Annotated in this window: 19 protein-coding genes; 13 read left to right on the forward strand and 6 right to left on the reverse strand. The window is 44.4% G+C overall.

Annotation, left to right across the window (positions count from 1 at the left end):
* The 4 genes from GGR41_RS01795 to galU all read left to right on the forward strand — a co-directional run bounded on the left by GGR41_RS01795 (position 1) and on the right by galU (position 5,589).
* Positions 1-1,542 carry a heparinase II/III family protein gene (locus GGR41_RS01795; RefSeq protein WP_167660375.1) on the forward strand — a complete coding sequence of 514 codons (1,542 nt, stop codon included), beginning with the start codon at positions 1-3 and terminating at the stop codon, positions 1,540-1,542.
* A 37-nt stretch (positions 1,543-1,579) separates the two neighbouring features.
* Positions 1,580-2,419 carry a hypothetical protein gene (locus tag GGR41_RS01800; protein ID WP_167660376.1) on the forward strand — a complete coding sequence of 280 codons (840 nt, stop codon included), beginning with the start codon at positions 1,580-1,582 and terminating at the stop codon, positions 2,417-2,419.
* 185 nt (positions 2,420-2,604) lie between these two features.
* Positions 2,605-4,632: a glycosyltransferase gene (locus tag GGR41_RS01805; RefSeq protein WP_167660377.1), complete on the forward strand. Its 2,028-nt coding sequence runs from the start codon at positions 2,605-2,607 to the stop codon at positions 4,630-4,632.
* Between the two features lie 126 nt (positions 4,633-4,758).
* The gene (galU, locus tag GGR41_RS01810; RefSeq protein ID WP_167660378.1) at positions 4,759-5,589 is read left to right on the forward strand and encodes a UTP--glucose-1-phosphate uridylyltransferase GalU; all 831 of its coding nucleotides are present in this window, start codon (positions 4,759-4,761) and stop codon (positions 5,587-5,589) included.
* Positions 5,590-5,763: 174 nt separating this feature from the next.
* On the opposite strand, the gene GGR41_RS01815 is transcribed toward galU, so the two are convergent.
* The 3 genes from GGR41_RS01815 to GGR41_RS01825 are packed head-to-tail and all read right to left on the reverse strand — an operon-like array spanning position 5,764 to position 8,331.
* Positions 5,764-6,387: an N-carbamoylsarcosine amidohydrolase gene (locus GGR41_RS01815; protein WP_167660379.1), complete on the reverse strand. Its 624-nt coding sequence runs from the start codon at positions 6,385-6,387 to the stop codon at positions 5,764-5,766.
* Positions 6,388-6,447: 60 nt separating this feature from the next.
* Positions 6,448-7,479, reverse strand: coding sequence for a 2,5-dihydroxypyridine 5,6-dioxygenase NicX family protein (locus tag GGR41_RS01820; protein WP_167660380.1), 1,032 nt, complete (start codon positions 7,477-7,479; stop codon positions 6,448-6,450).
* A 30-nt stretch (positions 7,480-7,509) separates the two neighbouring features.
* Positions 7,510-8,331, reverse strand: coding sequence for an alpha/beta fold hydrolase (locus GGR41_RS01825; RefSeq protein WP_167660381.1), 822 nt, complete (start codon positions 8,329-8,331; stop codon positions 7,510-7,512).
* 298 nt (positions 8,332-8,629) lie between these two features.
* Here GGR41_RS01825 and GGR41_RS01830 point away from each other — a divergent pair, with 298 nt between their 5' ends.
* The 7 genes from GGR41_RS01830 (at position 8,630) to GGR41_RS01860 (ending at position 15,145) form a co-directional block, all read left to right on the forward strand.
* Positions 8,630-9,613, forward strand: coding sequence for a tripartite tricarboxylate transporter substrate binding protein (locus GGR41_RS01830; protein ID WP_167660382.1), 984 nt, complete (start codon positions 8,630-8,632; stop codon positions 9,611-9,613).
* Between the two features lie 80 nt (positions 9,614-9,693).
* A complete protein-coding gene (locus GGR41_RS01835) occupies positions 9,694-10,164 on the forward strand; it encodes a tripartite tricarboxylate transporter TctB family protein (RefSeq protein WP_167660383.1) in 471 nt (156 codons plus the stop codon).
* 8 nt (positions 10,165-10,172) lie between these two features.
* Entirely contained in the window at positions 10,173-11,696 is a 1,524-nt protein-coding gene (locus GGR41_RS01840) for a tripartite tricarboxylate transporter permease (RefSeq protein ID WP_167660384.1), read from the forward strand.
* Positions 11,697-11,726: 30 nt separating this feature from the next.
* Positions 11,727-12,098: a RidA family protein gene (locus tag GGR41_RS01845; protein ID WP_167660385.1), complete on the forward strand. Its 372-nt coding sequence runs from the start codon at positions 11,727-11,729 to the stop codon at positions 12,096-12,098.
* Positions 12,091-13,065 (forward strand): asparaginase, encoded by a 975-nt coding sequence (locus tag GGR41_RS01850; RefSeq protein ID WP_167660386.1) that lies wholly within the window; start codon positions 12,091-12,093, stop codon positions 13,063-13,065. Before GGR41_RS01845 ends, GGR41_RS01850 begins: the two co-directional genes overlap by 8 nt.
* 99 nt (positions 13,066-13,164) lie before the next feature.
* The gene (locus GGR41_RS01855) at positions 13,165-14,361 is read left to right on the forward strand and encodes an FAD-dependent monooxygenase (protein ID WP_167660387.1); all 1,197 of its coding nucleotides are present in this window, start codon (positions 13,165-13,167) and stop codon (positions 14,359-14,361) included.
* 109 nt (positions 14,362-14,470) lie between these two features.
* Positions 14,471-15,145 (forward strand): TetR/AcrR family transcriptional regulator, encoded by a 675-nt coding sequence (locus GGR41_RS01860; RefSeq protein WP_167660388.1) that lies wholly within the window; start codon positions 14,471-14,473, stop codon positions 15,143-15,145.
* Positions 15,146-15,273: 128 nt separating this feature from the next.
* Here GGR41_RS01860 and GGR41_RS01865 read toward each other — a convergent pair whose 3' ends face one another.
* The 3 genes from GGR41_RS01865 to GGR41_RS01875 all read right to left on the reverse strand — a co-directional run bounded on the left by GGR41_RS01865 (position 15,274) and on the right by GGR41_RS01875 (position 19,086).
* Positions 15,274-16,698 carry a sodium:solute symporter family protein gene (locus GGR41_RS01865; RefSeq protein ID WP_167660389.1) on the reverse strand — a complete coding sequence of 475 codons (1,425 nt, stop codon included), beginning with the start codon at positions 16,696-16,698 and terminating at the stop codon, positions 15,274-15,276.
* Positions 16,699-16,731: 33 nt separating this feature from the next.
* Positions 16,732-17,967, reverse strand: a complete 1,236-nt coding sequence (locus GGR41_RS01870; RefSeq protein WP_167660390.1) for a Zn-dependent hydrolase — start codon at positions 17,965-17,967, stop codon at positions 16,732-16,734.
* Positions 17,968-18,285: 318 nt separating this feature from the next.
* Positions 18,286-19,086: an IclR family transcriptional regulator gene (locus GGR41_RS01875; RefSeq protein WP_167660391.1), complete on the reverse strand. Its 801-nt coding sequence runs from the start codon at positions 19,084-19,086 to the stop codon at positions 18,286-18,288.
* Positions 19,087-19,281: 195 nt separating this feature from the next.
* Here GGR41_RS01875 and GGR41_RS01880 point away from each other — a divergent pair, with 195 nt between their 5' ends.
* Together GGR41_RS01880 and GGR41_RS01885 are read left to right on the forward strand one after the other, a co-directional pair.
* On the forward strand, positions 19,282-20,316 hold the full coding sequence (locus GGR41_RS01880) for a porin (RefSeq protein ID WP_167660392.1): 1,035 nt from the start codon (positions 19,282-19,284) through the stop codon (positions 20,314-20,316).
* A gap of 16 nt (positions 20,317-20,332) precedes the next feature.
* Complete coding sequence (locus GGR41_RS01885) at positions 20,333-20,905, forward strand: cupin domain-containing protein (RefSeq protein WP_167660393.1); 573 nt, start codon at positions 20,333-20,335, stop codon at positions 20,903-20,905.
* The last annotated feature ends 44 nt before the right edge of the window (positions 20,906-20,949 follow it).

A 20,949-nucleotide genomic window follows, 5' to 3' on the forward strand; every position in this document is an offset into this window, starting at 1 on the left:
GTGAAAAATCTTGATTTTTATAACTATGACTTGCTTTCAGGGATTGATAAAAAGCTGTTAGCGTCACTGGCTGATGATGAAGCATGTTTGCGAAAAGGAACTCCGGTTTTTAAGATTAGGGTTCCTTTTGATTGGGCGCAAAATCCTCATAACGACTCTAATTGGTGTTTTCAGCTCCACTGTTGGAGGATGGGGGATAAGTGGCTCCGTGAGTATTTTGAAACCGGCAGTTTTGATGCTTTAAGAAAGACATTTCCTATCGTTGAAGACTGGTATAGGTTTCATGTTAAAAAACATGGCACCTCTGATTACTCGTGGTATGACATGTCGGCGGGGATCAGGGCGGCACGTATCGCGTTCTATTTGTCCGTGACAAAAGAGGCAAAAAACCATTTTTCTTCTGATGAGCTCAATAGGCTCGCTTTTTGCCTAGATGAGCTGGCAAAAGAGCATGTTAGCTTCCTAACAAAAGACAAGAATCTGCATAAGGGCAACCATGGCATCTTTCAACTCCATGGTCTAGCATTACTTGCTTCTTATCTTCAAGATAATAGTGCCATGGCGTATGCTAACGATCGATTTGATAGGATCATGGGCTCTCAATTCACTAAAAACGGTTTGCATACCGAGAACTCTCCTGAGTATCACTTCTTCGTTTTAAACTTGATTGAAAGGCTTAAGCTTGACGAACTGTTCTCTCAGTCGCTTCCGTTGAGTGTATTAAAGAAAGCTAATAGTATAAGAAAATGGTTAGCTATGCCTGATGGCCGTTTGGCTACTTTTGGGGATACCTCATCACGATCGAAATGGCCTAGCACTATTAACTCGAAAGCTTCAATAAAAAGCAATAGTGGTGATCATTTCGTCAAAGATATGTCTGAAGATGGTCTCCTGGTTGTTAGAAATAATATGGAAAAACCAGACTATTTCGCTACAACATTTTCTGGGCATAGCTATGTGCATAAGCATGCTGATGTAGGGCAGATTGTTTTTTGGTATAAAGGCGTGCAGTTTCTTTCGGATCCTGGGAAGTACATCTACGGAAAATCAGTAGAACGTGACAGAGTGGTTTCGGCAATTTCGCACGGTGTGATTGATTCATACCCTACAACATTACATCCTACAGATGTTAAACTCTCTCATTCTGGGTCATACAAACTTGGATTATGTTATGACGAGGAAAAAATTACTTTTTCAGTTGCGTTTTATGATAAAAAAAACGGTGCTTATGTTCGTCATATAAATTATTGTCCCGGAAACTATCTTTTAATTAGAGACATCGCTTATAGAGAGCAAGGCCTATATGCATCGCGTCTAAAATTTAATGGTTCCCTTAAAGTCGATAAAAATGGTGCTGGATATATTTTGCATGATCCAGCTTCGGGTGTGAAGGTTACTTTGTATGGTGCATGTCAAGTGACTTTAAAGAGAAATGATTTTGGCCTCTCGAGAGAGTATGGTGTAATTGAGCCAGCATGGGTTTTTGAGGCTATTTTAAGCTCTGGTGAGTTTTGTGAATGGCGCATAAATCTTGAACGTTAATTTTAGCTAATGAAAGTTTTTGAGTGCTGGAGATAGTATGAAGTTAAAGGCTGGCGAGAATAAAGTTAGCGTAGCTAATGGTGAGTTTAGTTTTTATTATGAAGAAAGCAAAAGTCCAACATCGAAATTGGCTATTTTTTTTCCTGGTGCTTATAATAGGGAAAAAGGTGCTGTTCAATATCAAAGGTTTAGTTGGTTAGTTGACTATTCCAGTGCAATGCACTGTATTTCATTATCTGATCCCACGATTAATGAAGAAAATGACATTTCTACCGGGTGGTTTCAGGGAAGACGCGGCGAGTTCTGTCCTGTAACCGCTGTTCCTGAGTTAATTAATAAAATTAAGGCGATGCTCGGCATTGTAAATATTGAGGTTTTTTTCTTTGGATCTTCAGCAGGTGGTTTTTCTGCTCTGAAAGCTTCTGAATATGTTGATAATATAATAGTGGTAGTGATCAATCCTCAAGTTTACCTTGCTCGATATCTTAGGCATAGATTAGAACCTATGCTTAAATATAGTTATGGTTTTTCCTTTTCTGAAATAGGTGCTGAAGATAAAAGGTTTAGTTTTAGCGTCGATGAAGAAAAGATATCTTCTGGATGCAAGAAATATTATATATTTCAGAATTCTTGTGATGATCATCATGTTATTAATCATGCTGGCCAGCTCTTAATAAATCATCCTCAGATAGTGCATAAAAGTGAAGTCCAAGATAATTTAGTAAATCTGGATTCTCTTGTTTTGGTGGCTGGTAAAATAAATTTAATTTCCTATGCAGATCCGGCTACAGGTCACTCCCCTCCGTCGCGAAAAGACACCAGAAAAATAATAGAAACTATTTTATCTAAGTCTTGCAATCCGGCAATAAATAGGTAGCACCTAGGATGTACAGGACTCCTGAGGATGGACGAGGCATATTTAGTGGACATTTCGCGGTGTAATCACTTTCGTGAGTTTTTCCTTAGAGATTGGGTAGCTGTTAATTGATTGAGCTACTCCAAGAGAACAGAATTAATGTGGCTGTAGGCTAGGCTGTGTTGTAAAAGTATAGGGGTTGGGTCGTGCATGTTGTAATACCGGTTTTTTTTAAAGCTTCACACGGAGGACTGCACGAGAATGTTCTCGCAGCTGCTCGATTCTTGGTCAACTATGGTCATAAAGCCACGATTGTTTGTCCCGCTGGTTCATTTTCTGACTCGCTGGCAAATTATTGTATTGGGGTTATTCGAACGGATTACACAGATCTTAATGCCACAATTAATGAGGCTTTGAAGCTTCATGCTGCTGACTCAGTTGATTTGGTACATGCGCATCCCTTTGCTTCTCGTAAGTTCGGTTTAGCATTAGCTGAACAGTTAGACGTGCCCTTAGTGCTAACGTTTCATGGCAAATATACTGACAACCTACCTCGTTATATTGATAAAGTATCGACAGTGTTAACAGTGTCATCGGGTGTCCGTGATTATTTGCTGAATGAGAAAGCGGGAAGCCCAGAAAAATTTCAAGTAGTGCCTAATGTTCCCGATACGGATTTTTTTCAGCCGCTCCTAGATAAGCCCCAAAGTAACGAGGGAAAGCTGAAGGCTGCTTTAGTATCACGTCTCGATAAAGACAAAGACTTCATTTTAGATGTCTTTTGCGATGCTGTTGAGTATGCTGGCAAACATTACTCAGGAGAGATAACTTGGGTTGTTGTAGGCGATGGTACACAAACGGAGTCGTTCCGATCCCGCTTGGAAGTCGTTCGTGGTGGTAATACTATCGAGTTTAGAGGGTGGCTTGAAGATGAGGTACTCCGCAGCGCTTATCAATCGAGTGACTTTGTCTTTGCGCCTGGGCGTTGTGCTTTAGAGGCTATGAGTTGCGGAGTACCCGTTATTGCTGTGGGCAGCAAGAGCTACTGTGGTTTAGTAAACGCGAATACTTGGCAGCAAGGTGTATATTCTAACTTTGGCGGCGTGGGGAATCAGCACAGGGACTACAAGCCTGAAATGGTGCACAGTGATCTGAGTAGCCTCCTGACCTCGAAAAGCTATCGAGCGGGTCTCGGTGCTTTCGGTATTAAGATAATCCAACAGTTTTTTGATGCTCAGAAAGTGCATGAGCAACTGTTGGGTGTTTATCGTCTCGTCATCTTGTCTCATGCGCTAGGTAAGGGAGGAAGCGTTTCGGAGGCGTCCGGTGTAGAAAATAGTTTAGCAATATTAAAAAATAAGAAGATTGATACGAAATCAGAAGATAATATTGAGCAGCTCGAAAAAAAACTGTTAGCTGTGAGCAAAGAAAATGCAGCCAAGATCACTCGTGACCTGCTCATTGTTCAGAATCGTCTCTACGCACAGCTGGAAAGCCTCTCTTGGCTGCAGCGACGCTTGAGGATTAAGGGCCAGCTGCCTCCGTTGCGGGGTTGGGCGACCTCTCCTGACGTGTTGCTGCACTTGCAGACGCACATCATGGCTACACGTCCCCGAATCATTGTCGAGTTCGGTAGCGGTGCTTCTACGCTAGTGATTGCCGATGCCCTGCGCCAAAATGGTATAGGCAAGCTTATCTCCATAGAGCATAGCCACTACTACGGGGCCCAAACTCTTAGCACGCTGCAAGCGGAGTCTCTGGAAGACTGGGTCGATCTGCGGATTGGCGAGCTGGAAGCCTGGGAGGGCGAACACCTGAACCCTGCAGATGCTGAGAAGGTCTCTCGCTGGTATTCAGTTTCACTGTTGGAGGGTGTCCATAATATCGATTTGCTGTGGGTGGGTGGTCTACCTGGGGCAACATGTTTATACAGTCGTTATCCAGCTTTACCGACCTTAGCTAGTCAATTGTCTGTGCATGCGGAGGTATGGATGGACGACACAACTCGCCAAGAGGAACAAGATATTTGTGAGCGCTGGGCTAAGGATTATGGCTTCGAGTTGGATTACCTTCCATTAGAAAAAGGATTGGGACGTTTAAGACGTATTAGGTTATCAGATCATGTTGTGTCCTCTATACAAGAACAGCCAGTTTCTGTTGATGGCAATGAGATTTACTCCGAGCGAGTGATTGGGTTAGATTTTTCGTTACCCAATGATTCTCTTAGGGGATAGCTCTCTATAGCTTGATTTTTTTGTTCATAGGGTGAAGTGCTTATTTGATTTTCACTTTATTGAAAAGCCTGCAAGCACTTATCTAATATGACTATTATAATTATTTAAATGTTTTGAAAAATCAAAATGAAACCAATCCGTAAAGCTGTTTTCCCCGTAGCGGGCTTGGGAACCCGCTTCTTGCCTGCTACAAAGGCGATGCCAAAAGAAATGCTCCCTATAATTGACAAGCCTTTAATTCAATATGCAGTAGAAGAAGCTGTGGCTGCTGGTATTACAGAGCTGATTTTTATTACGGGACGTAATAAACGAGCCATTGAAGATCACTTTGATCGACTTCCAGAGTTAGAGGCGGAATTAGAAAGCAAAGCTAAAAATGAGTTGCTTGATTGTGTGCGCGGTATTTTACCTAAAAATGTGAGTTGTATTTATATTCGTCAAGGTGAGCCTTTAGGTTTAGGCCATGCGGTACTATGTGCAAAGCCTGCCGTAGGCAATGAGCCTTTTGCAGTAATATTAGCCGATGATTTGATTGATTCTGACGTAGCAGTTGTTCGTCAGCTGGTTGATGCGGCGCATCAGTACAATGGTAGTATTTTGGCTGTGCAAACGGTGGACCCTACTGAAACTGATAAGTATGGGATTATTGCAGGCTCCAAAGTCGATGCTCAAGTGACAGCGATCACGTCGATTGTTGAGAAACCAATCCCTCAGCAAGCCCCTAGCTGTGATGCTGTAGTAGGCCGTTATGTGTTTGAGCCAGAGATTTTTAATTATTTAGAGCGCACACAGCCAGGTAAAGGAGGGGAAATTCAGTTAACTGATGCAATTTCCTTGATGTTGAGCGACAAGCCCGTATTTGGTATGCGCTACGAAGGTACGCGTTACGATTGTGGCAGCAAGGCAGGTTTTTTCCAGGCCACAGTGGCTTACGGAAAAAAGTATCATGATTTTTAGTATTAATATATTAATAATTAAAATGGTTTATTTAGAAAAGGCACTTATTAAGCTGTAATCCAAAGACAATGGAATAATTAAAATAACTTGGATGATGCCTGCGCCTTTTGATGGGATCCATAACTTTATAAATGGCTTCTTATAAAGTTATGGGTTATTTAAGGGAAGCTAATTTTATCTACTCCCTTTTATACTTTCCATCACCTCATCCCTACTTATCACCGTGGCATATTTCTCTTTCATATCAAATAAGTTAGCCTCATGAGGGGCCAGAGCGCGGTCGCCTACGCAATCCGAGATCACAAAGGGCCGAAAGCCTAGCTGCATGGCATCCACAACGCTAGCGCGGATACAGCCGCTTGTGACGGCGCCGGCTACGAGTAGGGTTTTGACACCTCGCTGGGTTAGCCAAGCCGCCAGCGAGGTACCAAAAAACGCAGAGGGTACGGTTTTTCTTACCACTAATTCCCCCGGTTTGGGTGCTAGTTCTGGGACAATATGGCTGTTGGGGTTGTCTTCTGTTAGTCCCAGCATAGTGGGGACTTTTAGGCTAAAAACATTATGATCAGCGCCATCGTCAGCAAATACAATGCGTGTATGGGCAATGGGCCAGTTGTGTTGTCGTGCAAAGGCTAACAAAGGCACGGTGTTCGTGATGGCTTGGGCTATGTTGCCGCCTCCAAAGGTGTTGGGGGCCGCAAAACCATTCACAAAATCAATAATGACCAAGCCGTACGGGGGTAGGGGGTCCAGTTTTCCACCAAAGCCTTGTAAAGAGTAAATACTTGTCTCACTCATATCGAGGGATTCCGTTGTAAAAATAAAATGAATCAGAAAAGAGCCGAGGGTTGTTGGGTTTTAATCCAGTACTTTTCCTTCGCGCACCACTTCTTCGCCATCTAAGCAGACGGTGCAATGGCGTAAAGGAATATCAATGTGGCAGGCTGTGGTGCGGCTGCCACCGGCTTCGTTATTTGGGCCCAGTGAAAACAGGAAGTTGCCTTCGTAGGCTCGGGCATCCATGCCAATGGTTTGCTCGCGATCGTATAGGCTTAGGGTGGACCAGTGGCAGCGTGGCTGTAAGCCCCATCCAATATGAGAAATGGCATAGCCTTCGGGGTCGTTAAAGGTGCTCATGTATTCAGCCAGTAGTTGGGCATCAATGCCGCCTTCTATTTTGGTGGCATAGCCATTTTCGACGGTGAGTATGATTTTTTCTTTAGCGTAGGATTTCTGAGGCAACAGAATATCCCCTTCGTCGATGACAATCGTACCTGTGCTGCCCCCTTCGTTAGGGAAGGTAAAGAGAAAGCCGCTGGGCCAATGATCCCAACGTCCTGGTTCGTCCACAAATCCATACTCGCTGACTACGGGGAATTCGCCTAATGGAAAGCGCATGTTTGTGCCCGCTTTAGAGGTGACTGTCATTGTTTTGGCGCCAGTTAAGCGGGCTGCATGCCGTTTGACCCGCTCTCGATCGGCTTGGGTGGGGACGGTACGTACGAGAATCTCAGGGGGTTCAATGGCCAGTAGAATTTTGGTGCCGCTTTTTAAAATCTCTACTTGTTCATTAGAGAATAAGAGGGTCATTAGGTCTAAGACTAAGTCACTCTCTTTGAGCATGGCAATGGCTGCTGGGTTGTTGGCTAATGGTGTAGCACCTAAGTAGGCCAGCGGGTCGCGGCTAAGCGATTTTTCTGCATTAACGTGCGGTAGCTCTAATTTATTTACTATGGCACCAAATGAGTGGGCTGCCATAAGTGCCATTTCCACGGTTTGGGGGTGGCTGGTCGAGTTAGTCAAGACGGTGACGGTTTGGCCTTTCTTTAATTCGGAAAGGTGCAGGACTTGCAGCCATGCGTCTAATAGTTGGTGATTGCTTACTGCCATATGTGTCTCCTTAACAGCGAATTAAAACATTTAGGAAGCGAAATCGACTTGTAGAAACTCGCCCAATGCGGCATAAAAGCCGGCTTCGTTATCCCATGGAATCATGTGCCCAGCATTAGCTACGCAAACAGCCGTAATAGATGGGGCAAGCGAGGTGATTTCCTGTACGTCTTCATCGCGAATCACATCGCCGTGCTCTGCACTCATTAATAAAGTAGGGATTTGTAGAGACGGTAGATCAGAGTGGAAATCTTCTGTATGAAAATCGTTAAAACTCTCTATCACCGCGCGTTCATCGCAGGTGTGTAACCATTCGGCACGTAATGCCAGCTGTTCGTCGGTCCAGCTTGGGCAGTAGGCACGCATATCCTCTGCGCTGCAGCCTTTGCGGGCGGCTTTCATGGAGTCTACATACCAAGAGAGATTGGCAGGGTAAGGGCGTCGGTCGGGGCCAGACACTGGCGGGTCCACGAGGATAAGGCGCTCTAGGCCAGGAAGCTGTTGGCGAGCTGCTCGCGCCGCTATGCGTGCGCCCATAGAGTGCCCTAATAGAATGAAATTTTTTAGTCCTAGCTGCGCGGTGAAGTCAATCACATCTTTTGCTTGGGCGTCTACCCCATAATCCAATTGCTCTGATTGTTCAGAAAGGCCGCGCCCGCGGACATCTACGATATAGGTGTTGAAATGGCGCCCCAGTTGCGTTCCTACAAAAGCCCAAGTGATGGCAGGGCTAGTGATGCCAGGAATAATGATGAGGTTTTGGGTTGTGGTGGCCTTAGCCTGATCCATGCCGAAATAGAGGTAGTGCTGGCGAATGCCGTTCGCATGAACATTCGCGCCGTAGTGCGTCATTGTCAAAGTGTTGTCTCCTAAAGGGAAGGTGAAGGGAACGTTCAAGCTGTGGGTAATTTATTATTTGAACGGTCTTTTAATAATAGCATCGTTCAGTATGAACGCAAGCGCACGAGGCGGGATTCTGCTGCAAAGTGAGGGAATATGAGGGTTTTCCCTTTTTTTTCTATTTGGCTTTGCACTATTTAATTGTTTGTTCATATAATAAATTTCAGATGGCTTGCCGAGTCGTCTAGCTGCTGCATACGTTTTAAATATAAAAAGTTGATACTTATAAAACTTCTTCAGGAGACTTTTCATGCGTTTTTTTTCTAAGATTGCTGCTACGACAGCGATGTTCTGTTCTAGTCTTTTTATGGCTGGGGCGCCGGCGGTGGTTGCGGCTGCACCGGCTGTATCTTTCCCTGACCGCGAGGTCATGCTAGTGGTGACGTGGGCGCCCGGGGGCAGAACTGACGCAGCCACTCGTATCTGGGCACCGTATTTAGCCAAGGAGTTCGATGTGCCTGTGGTGGTAGAAAACAAACCAGGCGCTGGCGGCATTATTGGTGCTCGCAGTCTATTACGGGATAAAAAAGGCTATAGCGTTGGCGTGTTGTCGACCAGTCATTTGATTTCTCAGTGGGCGCGTATCCCCGCGTTTGAACTCGAGAAGTACCAACCTGTGGCACTGCTGTATTCATCCCCTGTGGTGTTGACCGTAAATGCTTCTTCTGACATTCAGACGCTGGATGATTTTATTAAGGCGTCTAAAGACAAGCCGCTGACGTTCGGTCATGCCGGGCATGGTTCAGGCGATCACATTTCTACCGCCGCGTTTGCAGAAATGACCGGAGCCAAAGTACGTCACGTTCCCTACGAGGGGGATGCGAGCGCAGTGACCGCTTTATTAAATGAAGAAATCGATGCGGTCATGATGCCTTTAATTGCCGTCAGTCAGCAAATCGAGGCTGGCAAGTTACGCCCTATTGCGGTGTCACAAATGAAAGCAGATGATTTGCACAAAGCCATTCCGACTTTTGCCGAGCAAGGGGTAGATTTTGAGGACGGTGACTTAGCCGGTGCTATTTTTATTTCTGCTGATGCACCTAAAGAGGTGGTTCAAGCGTGGGAGGCCGCTTTAGAAAAAGCGTTCCAAGACCAGAGCTTGAAAGAGCAACTAAGCAAGTTTTTTATTGTGCCTGACTTTAAAAACTCTCAGGAGTTAGAGGCTATGTTGGCTGACTGGAATCCTCGTTACGAGGCACTTATAGATCGCCTCGGTCTAAAGGCCACCAAATAATTCCTCTTTGTTTTCCGAGCCTTAGTGGGGTGACTTACTAAGGCCTCGGCTGGTGCAATACTCATTGATCTAGGTGATTCATGCAGTTTATTAAGAATAGATGGGCTGATGTGCTTCTTATTCTGGTGTTAGTCGCATGCATAGCATTTATATTTCTAGATAGTGCCTCGTACCCCGACGTGCCTTGGTCTTCTGGTGGGCCTCCTGGTTTTTACCCCAAGTTGTTAGCAAGTCTACTCGCGATTTTGGCCATAGGTCTGTTTTTTGAAAAACAACCCCACACCTTACATGTACAAAAAGGGGTGGTAATCAGAGCCCTTATATTTTTGGTTCTGCTAGGGGCGGCTATTGGTTTTTTAGATGTTTTAGGGTTTCGTTTAACGGCATCAGGTTTAAGTTTGGGGGCGGCTTTGACCCTTTATAACTGGAAAGAAGTGCAACCCCGAAGCCTCATCGTACTAATTGTGGTTTCTATTGCTTTGCCTTTGCTTTTAGCTACAGCTTTCGAAGATTTTGCGGGGCGTCGCTTACCCCACTCTTTGTTTAATTGAGTATAAAAATGGATATCTTCGCTAATTTTTTTCATGTGTTTGATGCTGGCGTTGGCCATGTGTTTACGCCAGCGTCGTTATTGTATATAGCGTTAGGGACATTAGTTGGTTTAGCTTTTGGTGCCTTGCCTGGGCTTTCCTCAACCATGGCACTCGCTATTTTTACTCCTCTTACATTCGGGCTCTTGCCCAGCGAGGCGATTGTTTTTCTGATAGCGGTTTTTATTTCTTCCGTTTACGCGGGGGACTTAACCTCGATCTTGGTCAATATACCCGGTACGCCATCTTCTATAGCAACTGGCTTTGATGGGTATCCAATGACGAAAAAAGGCGAGGCAGGTCGAGCTATCGGAGTCAGTACGGTGGCTTCAGTATTAGGTGGGCTGATAGGTCTAATCTTTCTTATTGGTTTTTCTCCCTTTTTAGTTAGCCTTGCTAGTTATTTTGGCACGTGGGAGTTTGCTCTTTTAGGCTTGTTTGCTCTCACAATGATCGCGCTCATTAACGAGTCCACTATGCTAAGAGGGCTGATCGGCGGTGTTATTGGTTTGCTTATTGCGTGTGTTGGCGCGGACGTAATGACGGCCTACCCACGCTTAGCATTCAACTCGGATGACTTGGCTGGCGGCATCGATATGATTGTTTTTATGGTGGGGTTGTTTGGCTTCTCCGAGATTTTTAGTCAACTCGAGGAATCCGAAAGACCGGCTATTAAACAAAAGATAGGAAAGATTTTTTCTTCCGTTGGGTCCGTATTGCGATGCGGTAAATCGCTGATCCAAAGTAGCCTATTAGGCGTCGGCATCGGTGTGCTGCCTGGGGCAGGGGCATCAGTGGCCACCATCGCTGCTTATGGCTTATCCAAGCGAACATCTAAGCATCCAGAGGAGTACGGCAAAGGGTCTGTAGAGGGGTTAACTGCTGCAACCTCTGCAGCCAATGCCAGTGTAGGTGGGGCCTTGGTTCCCATGATGACCTTAGGCATTCCTGGCGACCCGATGACGGCTGTTTTAATAGGGGCCTTGATGATTCATGGTCTTGCCCCAGGTCCTTCTTTGTTTACCAAAGCCCCCGAGATTGTGTCCGGTATTTATTTAGGCTACATGGTGGCATTGGTGTTCATGTTGATTTTTGGTTTGTTATTAGCCCGACCTTTTGCGCGACTGATTGCTTTGCCTAGATACCTCGTGCTGCCAGCCATTATGGTCTTGTGTATTTTAGGCGCGTACTCCATCCAAAATAGTATTTTTGATGTGGGCATCGCCGTTACTGCTGGGTTTGTCGGTTATTTACTTAAAAAGGTCGGTATTTATCCTGCGCCCATCATTCTTGGGGTGGTGCTGGGGCCCATGATTGAAACAAATTTCCGACGCGCCATTATGTTGGGTGATGGGGACTATAGTTTGTTTTTTACCCGTCCGCTAAGTTTGGCTTTGATTGTGGCCATTGTTTTAGCGATTGTTGCGCCGCCTTTGATAAAAAGAGCAAGAGCCGGCTTAAAGGGCCATAGCGCAAAAATAGCAAGTGCATAGTCATTTAAAGGCAAAAAAACAGGAGGCAGTATGACGATAAAAAGGGTGGGAATGGGGCCGCGTATGTCTAAAGCCGTCGTTCATAACGGCGTGGTGTATATCTCTGGGCAGGTTCCCCAACAGACATTAACACAGGGCTTTGAGGCCCAAGTTAAAGAGGTGCTACATTTAATCGATACCATTTTGTCCAGTGTGGGCTGTTCACGAGCTTCATTATTATCTGTTTCGGTGTCTTTAGCCGATGTGGGGGATTTTGATGTGCTAAATGCGGTGTGGGAAGACTGGATCGATCCAGAAAATAAACCAGCACGTATTACAGTAGGTGCTACGCTAACTTCGCCCGAGTTTAAAGTAGAGATCGGTGCAATCGCAGCAGCTAAGGATTCATCGACGTATGACTAAAGTCGGTTTTATCTCGTTGGGCGGGACGATCAGTATGGAGCAAAGCGCCCAGGGGCAAATCCCAAAGCTAGGCGCTTCGAGCTTGCTTCAAACCCTGCCGCAATTAAGTGATATCGAAGTCATCACGTATCAGACGCCGATGATGCCTGGTGCGTCACTTGATTTGGAGTTAATCCACAGCATGGCCCAGCTAATCAATAGCGCCTTAGAAAAAGTAGATGCCATCGTGTTGGCCCAAGGCACGGATACGATCGAGGAGACGGCTTTTCTGCTTAGTTTATTGACCCGTTTAGATAAACCCATCGTGGTGACAGGGGCGATGAGAGGAGCAGATGCCGTAAGCAGTGACGGTCCAGCTAATTTACTGAATGCTTTTCTTATTGCCAGCGCCAAGAGCGCTCGTCATGTAGGCGTAGTGGTTGCTTTAAATGAGGAAATTCATTCGCCGTATTTCGTGGCAAAAACGCATACCAGTTCGTTAGGGGCGTTTGAGTCGTACGAGGTAGGGCCAATAGGCTTTATTAGTGAAGGAGTTGTCACCATCACGTCCTTGCCGTGTTTACCTGGCTTTCCTAACTCGAGTTCTATCGAGAGAGCCTTCCCTGCAGTGGGTCTTATTAAAGCCAGCTTAGGCGAAGACGCAAGACTCCTAGAGTCTGCCGCTGCGTTAGGCTACGAAGGCCTGGTCATCGAGGCGACCGGAGCAGGCCACCTGCCCGAGAGATGGGTCAAACCCGTAGCAGACTTAGCTCAAAAAATGCCAGTGGTGTTAGCCACGCGCGTGCCTAAAGGCAAGGTGCATACCCAAACCTACGGGTTTCCAGGGTCAGAAAGGGATCTTTTACGCCACGGGTTATTACCTGCAGGTTATTTATGCCCTTTAAAGGCTCGCTTATTGTTAATCGTGTTATTAGCTCAAAACAAGAACAGAGAGGAGATTAAGCACATGTTTTATCAGGTCTATTAAATACCTTTATTTGAAAGAGGCGCATAAAAACGCTGATTTTTTTATGATTTAAATTATTTGTACGTAAAATTAATTATTGTGGATAAAAGGAAATTCAAGATGAGCAAAAGCATGAAGATTGCAATTATTGGTGGTGGTATTGGGGGCGTAGCGGTGGCTGCCGCTTTGCAGCAAAAAGGGATGAAAACCCATATTTTTGAGCGAGCCGCTGAGTTTGGTGAAATTGGGGCGGGTATTCAAGTTACCCCAAACGCTGTCAAAGTGCTAAACGAGCTGGGTCTTGCAGAGGACTTAAAGGAAATAGGCTTTCTGCCAGAGGCCTTGGTAGGCAGAAACTGGGAGAATGCAAGGGAGTTGTTTCGCATTCCTTTAAAAGAGGTATGCCCTGACCTGTACGGCGCCGATTTTTATCATGTCCATCGGGCCGACTTACATCGTATTCTCACTAAAAAGATAGGTGACTCAGAAGTCAGTTTTTCTAAGGTATGTGTAGGTGCACGCCAAGAAGGCGACAAGGTTATTGCTGAGTTTGCCGACGGCTCTGAGTTTGAGGCGGATTTACTGATAGGGGCTGATGGGGTACGATCTGTTATACGAACGCATTTATTTGGTGAGGACAAACCCAGCTTTACAGGGCACATGTGCTACCGTGCTTTAGTGCCTTTCGAGCAAATGCCTTCGTATGTAACACCGGAATCCTCATTCTGGCTAGGCCCCAAAGGCCACGTAGTGACCTATTACGTAAGTGGTGGGAAAGAGGTCAATATTGTAGCGGTTAAAGAAACGGAAGAGTGGGTAGAGGAATCGTGGAACGCACGCAGCACCCGAGAGGAAATGTTAGCGGATTTTGAAGGTTGGCATGATAATCTGATACATTTATTTGAAGATGCTCAAGAGGTCTACCGGTGGGGCTTGTTTGACCGAGACCCAAGCGAAACTTGGACTAAAGGTCGAATAACGTTATTAGGTGATGCGGCACACCCTATGTTACCTTTTCTATCTCAGGGGGCAGCGATGGCGATCGAGGACGCTTATGTTTTAGCTAGCGCTTTAGCTCAATGCCCAGACGATCTGACCAAAGCGTTAGAGCACTATGAAGCGGAGAGAATACCCCGAACCAGCCGAGTACAGCTTGAGGCCAGAGAACGCGGACGTACCTACCACGTGTCTTCCCGAGAGGAACTCGAAGAGCGTGATCGTGCGTATCAAGAGCAGCAAAAACGTGATCCGCACGCAGGTGGTATTAAAGCAAATTGGGTGTATGAATATAATGCGACTGATTTTGAAATAGCATAATTTTTCTAGAGATGGGTCGGCGTTTTGATCCATCTCTTTCTCTCATCTGGTCTTCTTAAGCTTAATGACTTTCATTCTGTTTTATTGCTGATAATAACTAATTTAAACTATGTTTTCTGTTGAACAAAAAAGTAAGCCAAGACGCCCTGGTCGACCAGAAGGAGTTACGCATACACGTGAAGGAATATTAACCGCAGCTGAGCATGTTTTTGCTGAGAAAGGGTTTTCCGCTCCTCTTAGAGAGGTGGCGCAAAAAGCAAAAACAACCACCTCGCTGATCAATTATTATTTTGAGTCCAAGCTAGGCTTAATCGAAGCATTGCTCCTTTCACGAGGAGAAGCCATTACTAAGGACCGTATGGAGCGGTTAAAAAGTCTTTTATCTCAAGACACACCGCCTACAGCCGAAGATCTAGTCAAAGCTTTCCTAATTCCCATCACTGAAATGCGCCGAACCCCAGCGACAAGACGGTATTTAAAACTACAGTCTTGGTTACACATGGAGCCGTCAGAGTATGCGTTTGTTTTGCGTCGCAAGCTGTACCAAGAGGCAACCGAAGCGTACACCGACGCGTTGATCGCTGCACTTCCTGATACTCCCCCAGAGGTTATCTACTGGCGCTATATCTTAACGGTCGGGGCCTATTTATATGCAGCCTCTGATACGAATCGTCTAGAGGAAATTAGTGGCGGCCTTTGTAACCCAGATGATACGGATGAGCTAGCTAAACAAGTGACAGCTTTTGTTTCAGGTGGGTTTATGGGCACAGCCCCTAAAAAATAAGTAAGGGGCTAAGTCGTTATAAAGCGACTTAGCTCGCGCAAGTTTTGATGTATAAAGCAATCCACAAAACCGGATCAAAAAAGCGCCGTAAGGCGCTAAGAATAAAAGTAACGAGCAAAATATAAATTTTACTCTCGTTTAGCAGAGGGTAAGTCCTCCCAATACACAGCTGCTACGTGCTCATTTTTCGAGCGGCCACTGAAAGTGCTTACAATCCATAAACTAAGTAAAGAAGATAAAAAACCTGGAAAAACTGGATCGATATGTGTTCCTAGATAAGGCCAAAAAATGGTGACCAGAGAAGCAAGGAGCATACTGGTGACACAGCCTTTTCCTGTGGCCTTTTTCCAGAACATAACAGCTAAGAAGGGGACGACTAAAGTAGTAGCTGTAAGTCTTAATGCCCATTGGTAAAGAGCAACGATGTCGTTTATGAAGTAAGCAACAATCAAAGCCAATACAGAAATAATTACAACACTTAAACGGGCTACATTAAGCTTTTGAGACTCTGTTGCGCCAGGGTTAATTAATCTGTGATAAAAATCCTGAGCTAAGTTAGAGCTGCCCTGCAATATAAAGGAATCAGCTCCTGTCATCAAAGCGGCTAAAAGCCCAACAATGACTATTCCTCCAATTTCAGGTGATAGTAGCTCAAAAGTAACATAAGAGAAAACTAAATCTGGACGCATATCTAAAGGAACAAATTGTCGTGCAATGACGCCTATTGTAAAAGGAAGTAGAGATACTGCTAAAGCAATTGAAAAGCCTGTCATGCCTGCTTTGATGGCAACACTTTCATTCTTAGAGGCAAAAATCCTCTGCCAAGTGGATTGCCAAACTAAGTAAAATGGACCCACTGTTAAGGCAAAAATCAGCACATCACTTAAACCATTTGCACCTAAAGGCGAAACATATTCATTTGGCGTGTTAGCTATCGCTTGTCCTAGTCCCCCTGCATATTTAACACTAGCAATAGCAAGTACAATAATGCCTAGAATAACAATCACACTCTGGATAGCATCAGTAACAATCGTGGCAACCAACCCCCCAAGAATCGTAAAACCTAAAATTAAAGCAAAAGAGAGAATTAAGGCATGAGTTATAGAAATTCCAAAAATAATATTAAAAACAGTACTCATTCCTACTATCTGTAATGCTGTGGTAGGTACAGAGTAAACAAAAGCAGAAAAGATGGATGGGAAAACTCCTGCAGCCGTTCCGAATCTTTCACTAAACAAATCAGCCAAAGTATAAAGTTTTTGTCTTCTAAGCGGTTTACTAAAAAACCAGACTAGAATTAGGCTAAATAAAATTCCAGGTAAGGCAAATTTAAAGAATCCAGATAAACCTACCGTAAAACCCATCCCAACCCAACCGATAAATACAGCTGCTCCACACCAAGTGCTTATTATGGTTCCTGTAATATTTAGGAAGCTCATATTCCAGCCAGCAATTAAGTATTCATCAAAGGTTTTTATCTTTGTGAAATAATATATTCCTACGGCAAACATAAACGAAAAATAGAGAATTACATACGTTAAATACCATCCCATTTTATGCTCCTAAGATACCGAGAATATATAGTTTTATTGGTCTGCTAATTCAACTAATGTTTCTAGAAGAATTTGAGTACCTGCTGCCAAATCCTCTTTCGTAGCACTTTCGGTTTCATTATGACTAATTCCCTCTGCACAAGGAATAAATATCATAGCGGTTGGCGCTACTTTTGAAATATGACACGCATCGTGACCTGCTCCGGATATCATTCTCCTATGTTTTAAATTGCATTTTCTCGTGGCTTTTTCGATGATTTCTATACAGTTGTCATTAAATTTAATGGGTGGTGTTTTGGAAATAACCTCTATTTTAAAATCATTTGATTCTTTTTTTGCTGCTGCTTCAATGACTTGATATAACTGTTTTTCCATTTGATCCAACGTCTCTTCCTCTGGATTTCTCATGTCTACAGTAAAAAAGACTTTGCCTGGGATCGTATTATGAGAATTAGGGTAAGCTTCGATTCGTCCTACTGTTGCGACTGCATCAGGCGCATGGTCTAGCGCAATTTCCTTAATCTTTGCAATAGCATGCGCTGCGCTTAATAGTGCATCTTGTCTTCCCGCCATAGGTGTAGAACCTGTATGGGCATCTCTACCTTCAAACCAAACTTGATACCACCTAGAGCCTTGGACCCCAGTTACGACGCCAATTGTTTCTGAGTTTCTTTCTAAAATAGGACCTTGCTCTATATGAACCTCAATAAAAGCTCCCATTTGATTGCTGCCGCAGTCGATTTCGCCTTTATAACTAATCTTTTCTAATGCTTCTCCGAGTGTAATACCTTCTTCATCTACTCGGCCTAAAGCATAATCTAGTTCATAAACCCCTCCGTATACGCCCGAAGAGATCATAGGGGGAGAGAAACGCGAGCCTTCTTCATTAGTCCATACACATACTTGTAATGGAGAAGCGGTTTCAATATTGTTTTCGTTCAATGTGGCAAAAACTTCCAAGCCAGCTAAGACACCGTATACACCATCAAATTTTCCTCCATGAGGTTGAGTGTCAAGGTGGCTGCCACAGGAGACTGGTAAGCGCTTAGGGTCTTTTCCAGGTCTAATTGCAAAGATATTTCCCATGCGGTCGATCTTGATGTCGCATCCCAATGCTTTAGACCATTCGATGAACAGATCTCGTCCTTGTCTGTCTTCTTCTGTTAAGGCTAAACGGCAGCTGCCTCCTAATGGAGTGGCCCCAATTTTCGCCATTTCCATTAAGCGACTCCATAACCTCTCTTGATTAACTACCACTGTTTTTTGCATGCTGTCTCATCCTTGTAGTATTTTTGCATTAAAAAATGGTACTTGATTAATGGTAGGAGCCCTAGGATCGGCCTAGCAATTAGGGTTAACCACCTTAAATTTCATAAATAAGCTTTTTTTGTATCAAAAATTGAGATAGGTGGTTCTTTTGTTTTTGAGAGGTGTTATCAATCATTGGCAATAGGTTTTATGGCTTTTTTCTAATTCGCTTTTTGATGCTTACGATATGATGCGTATTCATAACCAGTGGTAGATAAAAATAAGTATGGTTTTTTTTAGATAGCACGCAAAACCTCGCCGTTTAGGGTGGGGAGGATGTCAAGGAGATTGATAACCTAAAAGTTGTGACAGCTCTTGTGCAGCGCTTTCTATAATAGCGACTAGCTCTTGATAATTAACCGCCCCTTTATTCCTATAGCTAATTGGAATAGTTACGCCTAGAGCAGCGACAAGCTCATTTTTTTTATCCCGTACAGCTACAGCAGCACTGGCCACCTCTGGTTCAAAGTAACCTTCATCCAATCCATAGCCATTTTTAGCGTCTTGTTGGATTAGCTTATATAAAGCTTCCACCGATTTTGGTGTGCGCTCAGAAAATTTTTCTAAATGGTCCTCGGGGTATAAACGTTGCAAGTCGGTTAGCTGCATGTCGCTTAGTAAAACGCGCCCTAATAACGTGGCATGTGCAGGTAAACGAGTGCCTACGTGTACTGTGCTTACAAAAGGGGTGGGCGCTGCTACCTTGCCAATAATTACTACTTGATCTTCATCTCGGATTGCTAAATTGCAAGATAATCCAGTCTCGTTTCTGACTTTCTCTAATAAGGGCTGACCTAGCTCTGTTAGCTCTAAAGAAGCTAAATATTCAAACCCTAGTCTAAGAATGGCCATTCCTAATTTGTAGCTATGTCCCCCTTCAACTCGTTTAACAAAGCCTAAGCTTTCTAAGGTGTTGAGCAAGCGAAATGTAGTAGTACGCGGAAGACCTAAGCGCTTGGCTAGTTCTGGTGCAGCGAGTACTTGGTCATGCCTATTAAATTCTGACAATAAGCGTAGACCTCGCTCCAATCCAGGAACAGAGTAACGATTTTGGGATGATCTTGAGAAGGACTCGGTCATGGTTCTCTCTAACGTTCAAATTAAGTTTTTCTTGAGGTAAGTATAGGGTGAAGCAAGCTGGTAGGTGTTTTGCTTTGCAAAGGGTTTTTCCCCATTTGTTTTAAGCTTGGAACGTACCTATACTCAATTTGTTTCTAGTATAAATCATTGATTCATATATGGAACAAAATTATGAGAATAATCATGGGAGGGGGCATGTTATTAAGAACTAGCGTAGGAGTTTTTTTGGCGCTCATTGCAACAACAGCCTATGCGCATAGCAATACCGTGGAGTTGTATGGGGTAATTGATAGCGGTTTACGTTATGACAAAGCAGTAAACGGTTCTAGAAACTTTGGTGTAGCAAGTGGTATTGCGGGCCAGTCACGTTTTGGCGTAAGGGGGAGTGAAGATATAGGTAATGGTTATTCGGTAACCTTCACTCTAGAGGGCGGATTTTTGACTACAACGGGGACGCATACCCAAGGCAGACTGTTTGGACGTCAAGCCACTCTAGGATTGAAAGGTGAGATTGGTGAGCTACGTTTAGGGCGACAAACTGTATTTGGTTATTCCTGGACCCCTTTTATAGCTAGCCCTTTTGGGGTGGCATGGTCAGGCAACTCAGTCGGGTCAACATTTGGTTATAAAAGCGGGGATTATGGCCCGGATGGCCGCATTAACAATGCTGTTACCTATTTAACACCCGTAATTGGAGGGATAGAGCTAGGGGTTGGATACAGTTTCTCTACCGAGGATAGTCAGCAAAGTGGTAACTCTAATAATAATCGTGTGTTAACTACTGGCCTGCGCTATAGCAAAGGGCCATTCCGAGCTGCTTTAACTTATGACCAACTTTATGCCAAAAAGAATTCGAATTTGAGAAATTCTCAAAACTATCAATTAGCTCTTTCGTATGATTTTGAGATTGTAAGGATTTTTGCTGGTTTTAATGAGCAGAGAAAAATAAATAAAAATCCTGCAATAGGTTATATAGCTGCCGGTAACGATCGAGATCGTGCTTATAGTCTAGGTGTTTCCATACCTACTGGAAAAGTAGGTACAGCTATGCTGAGCTATCAGCGCGCTACTTTATCGAAAAACCATGGTTTCGCTGCTGCATATCGTTACAGGCTCTCTAAGCGCACCCATTTGTATGCCATGGGAAATACGTTTCAGGTACGCAATCATAGTACGTTAACCAATCACAGCAAGCATCAGCTAGGAATGGGCATACAACATTCTTTTTAAACTAAACGAGAGAAAAATGAGTGAATCCAAAGTGAAAAATACCCCTGTTCCTGAGCAGGAAAACCCTTTGTTTGAAAGTTGGAAGCGGCCTAAAAATAAGAGTTTATTAGAGTGGATGGAAACGCGGGTGGCTCGTAAGAGCACTCGGCAATACGATTGGGACGCTCTAGGTTGGCAGGCGGATGTAAACCCAATCTATAAAAGAGCTCAAACTCGCTACATTGGGACAGGGGCTGCGGGCGTAACACAGGACGATAACGCGATCCCCGCAGAGCATTTTACTTTTTCTACCATGATTCTTCCGGCTGGCTGTGAAGGGCCCTTGCACGTGCATCACGATGTAGAAGAAGCCTTCTTTATTTTGCGAGGGGACTCTATACGACTCTTTTTAGAGTACAGAGGCGAGTCGTGCGAACTAGTATTAAAGGAACGGGATGTCATTTCCGTACCACCAGGAGTTTATAGGGGGTTACGTAATGAAAGCCAAGAGGAGGCGCTAATGTGCGTCATGTTGGGGGCAAATCGTCCCGACTTACCTGAATATCCTGAAGATCATCCCTTAACTATTGCAAAAAAAGCGCGGATTTAGATTGCATAAATAGTGGGAAAGAAAATTTAAATAGTAGGAGACTT

The organism is Paenalcaligenes hominis (assembly GCF_011927625.1).
In the GTDB taxonomy this organism is placed as follows: domain Bacteria; phylum Pseudomonadota; class Gammaproteobacteria; order Burkholderiales; family Burkholderiaceae_B; genus Paenalcaligenes; species Paenalcaligenes hominis.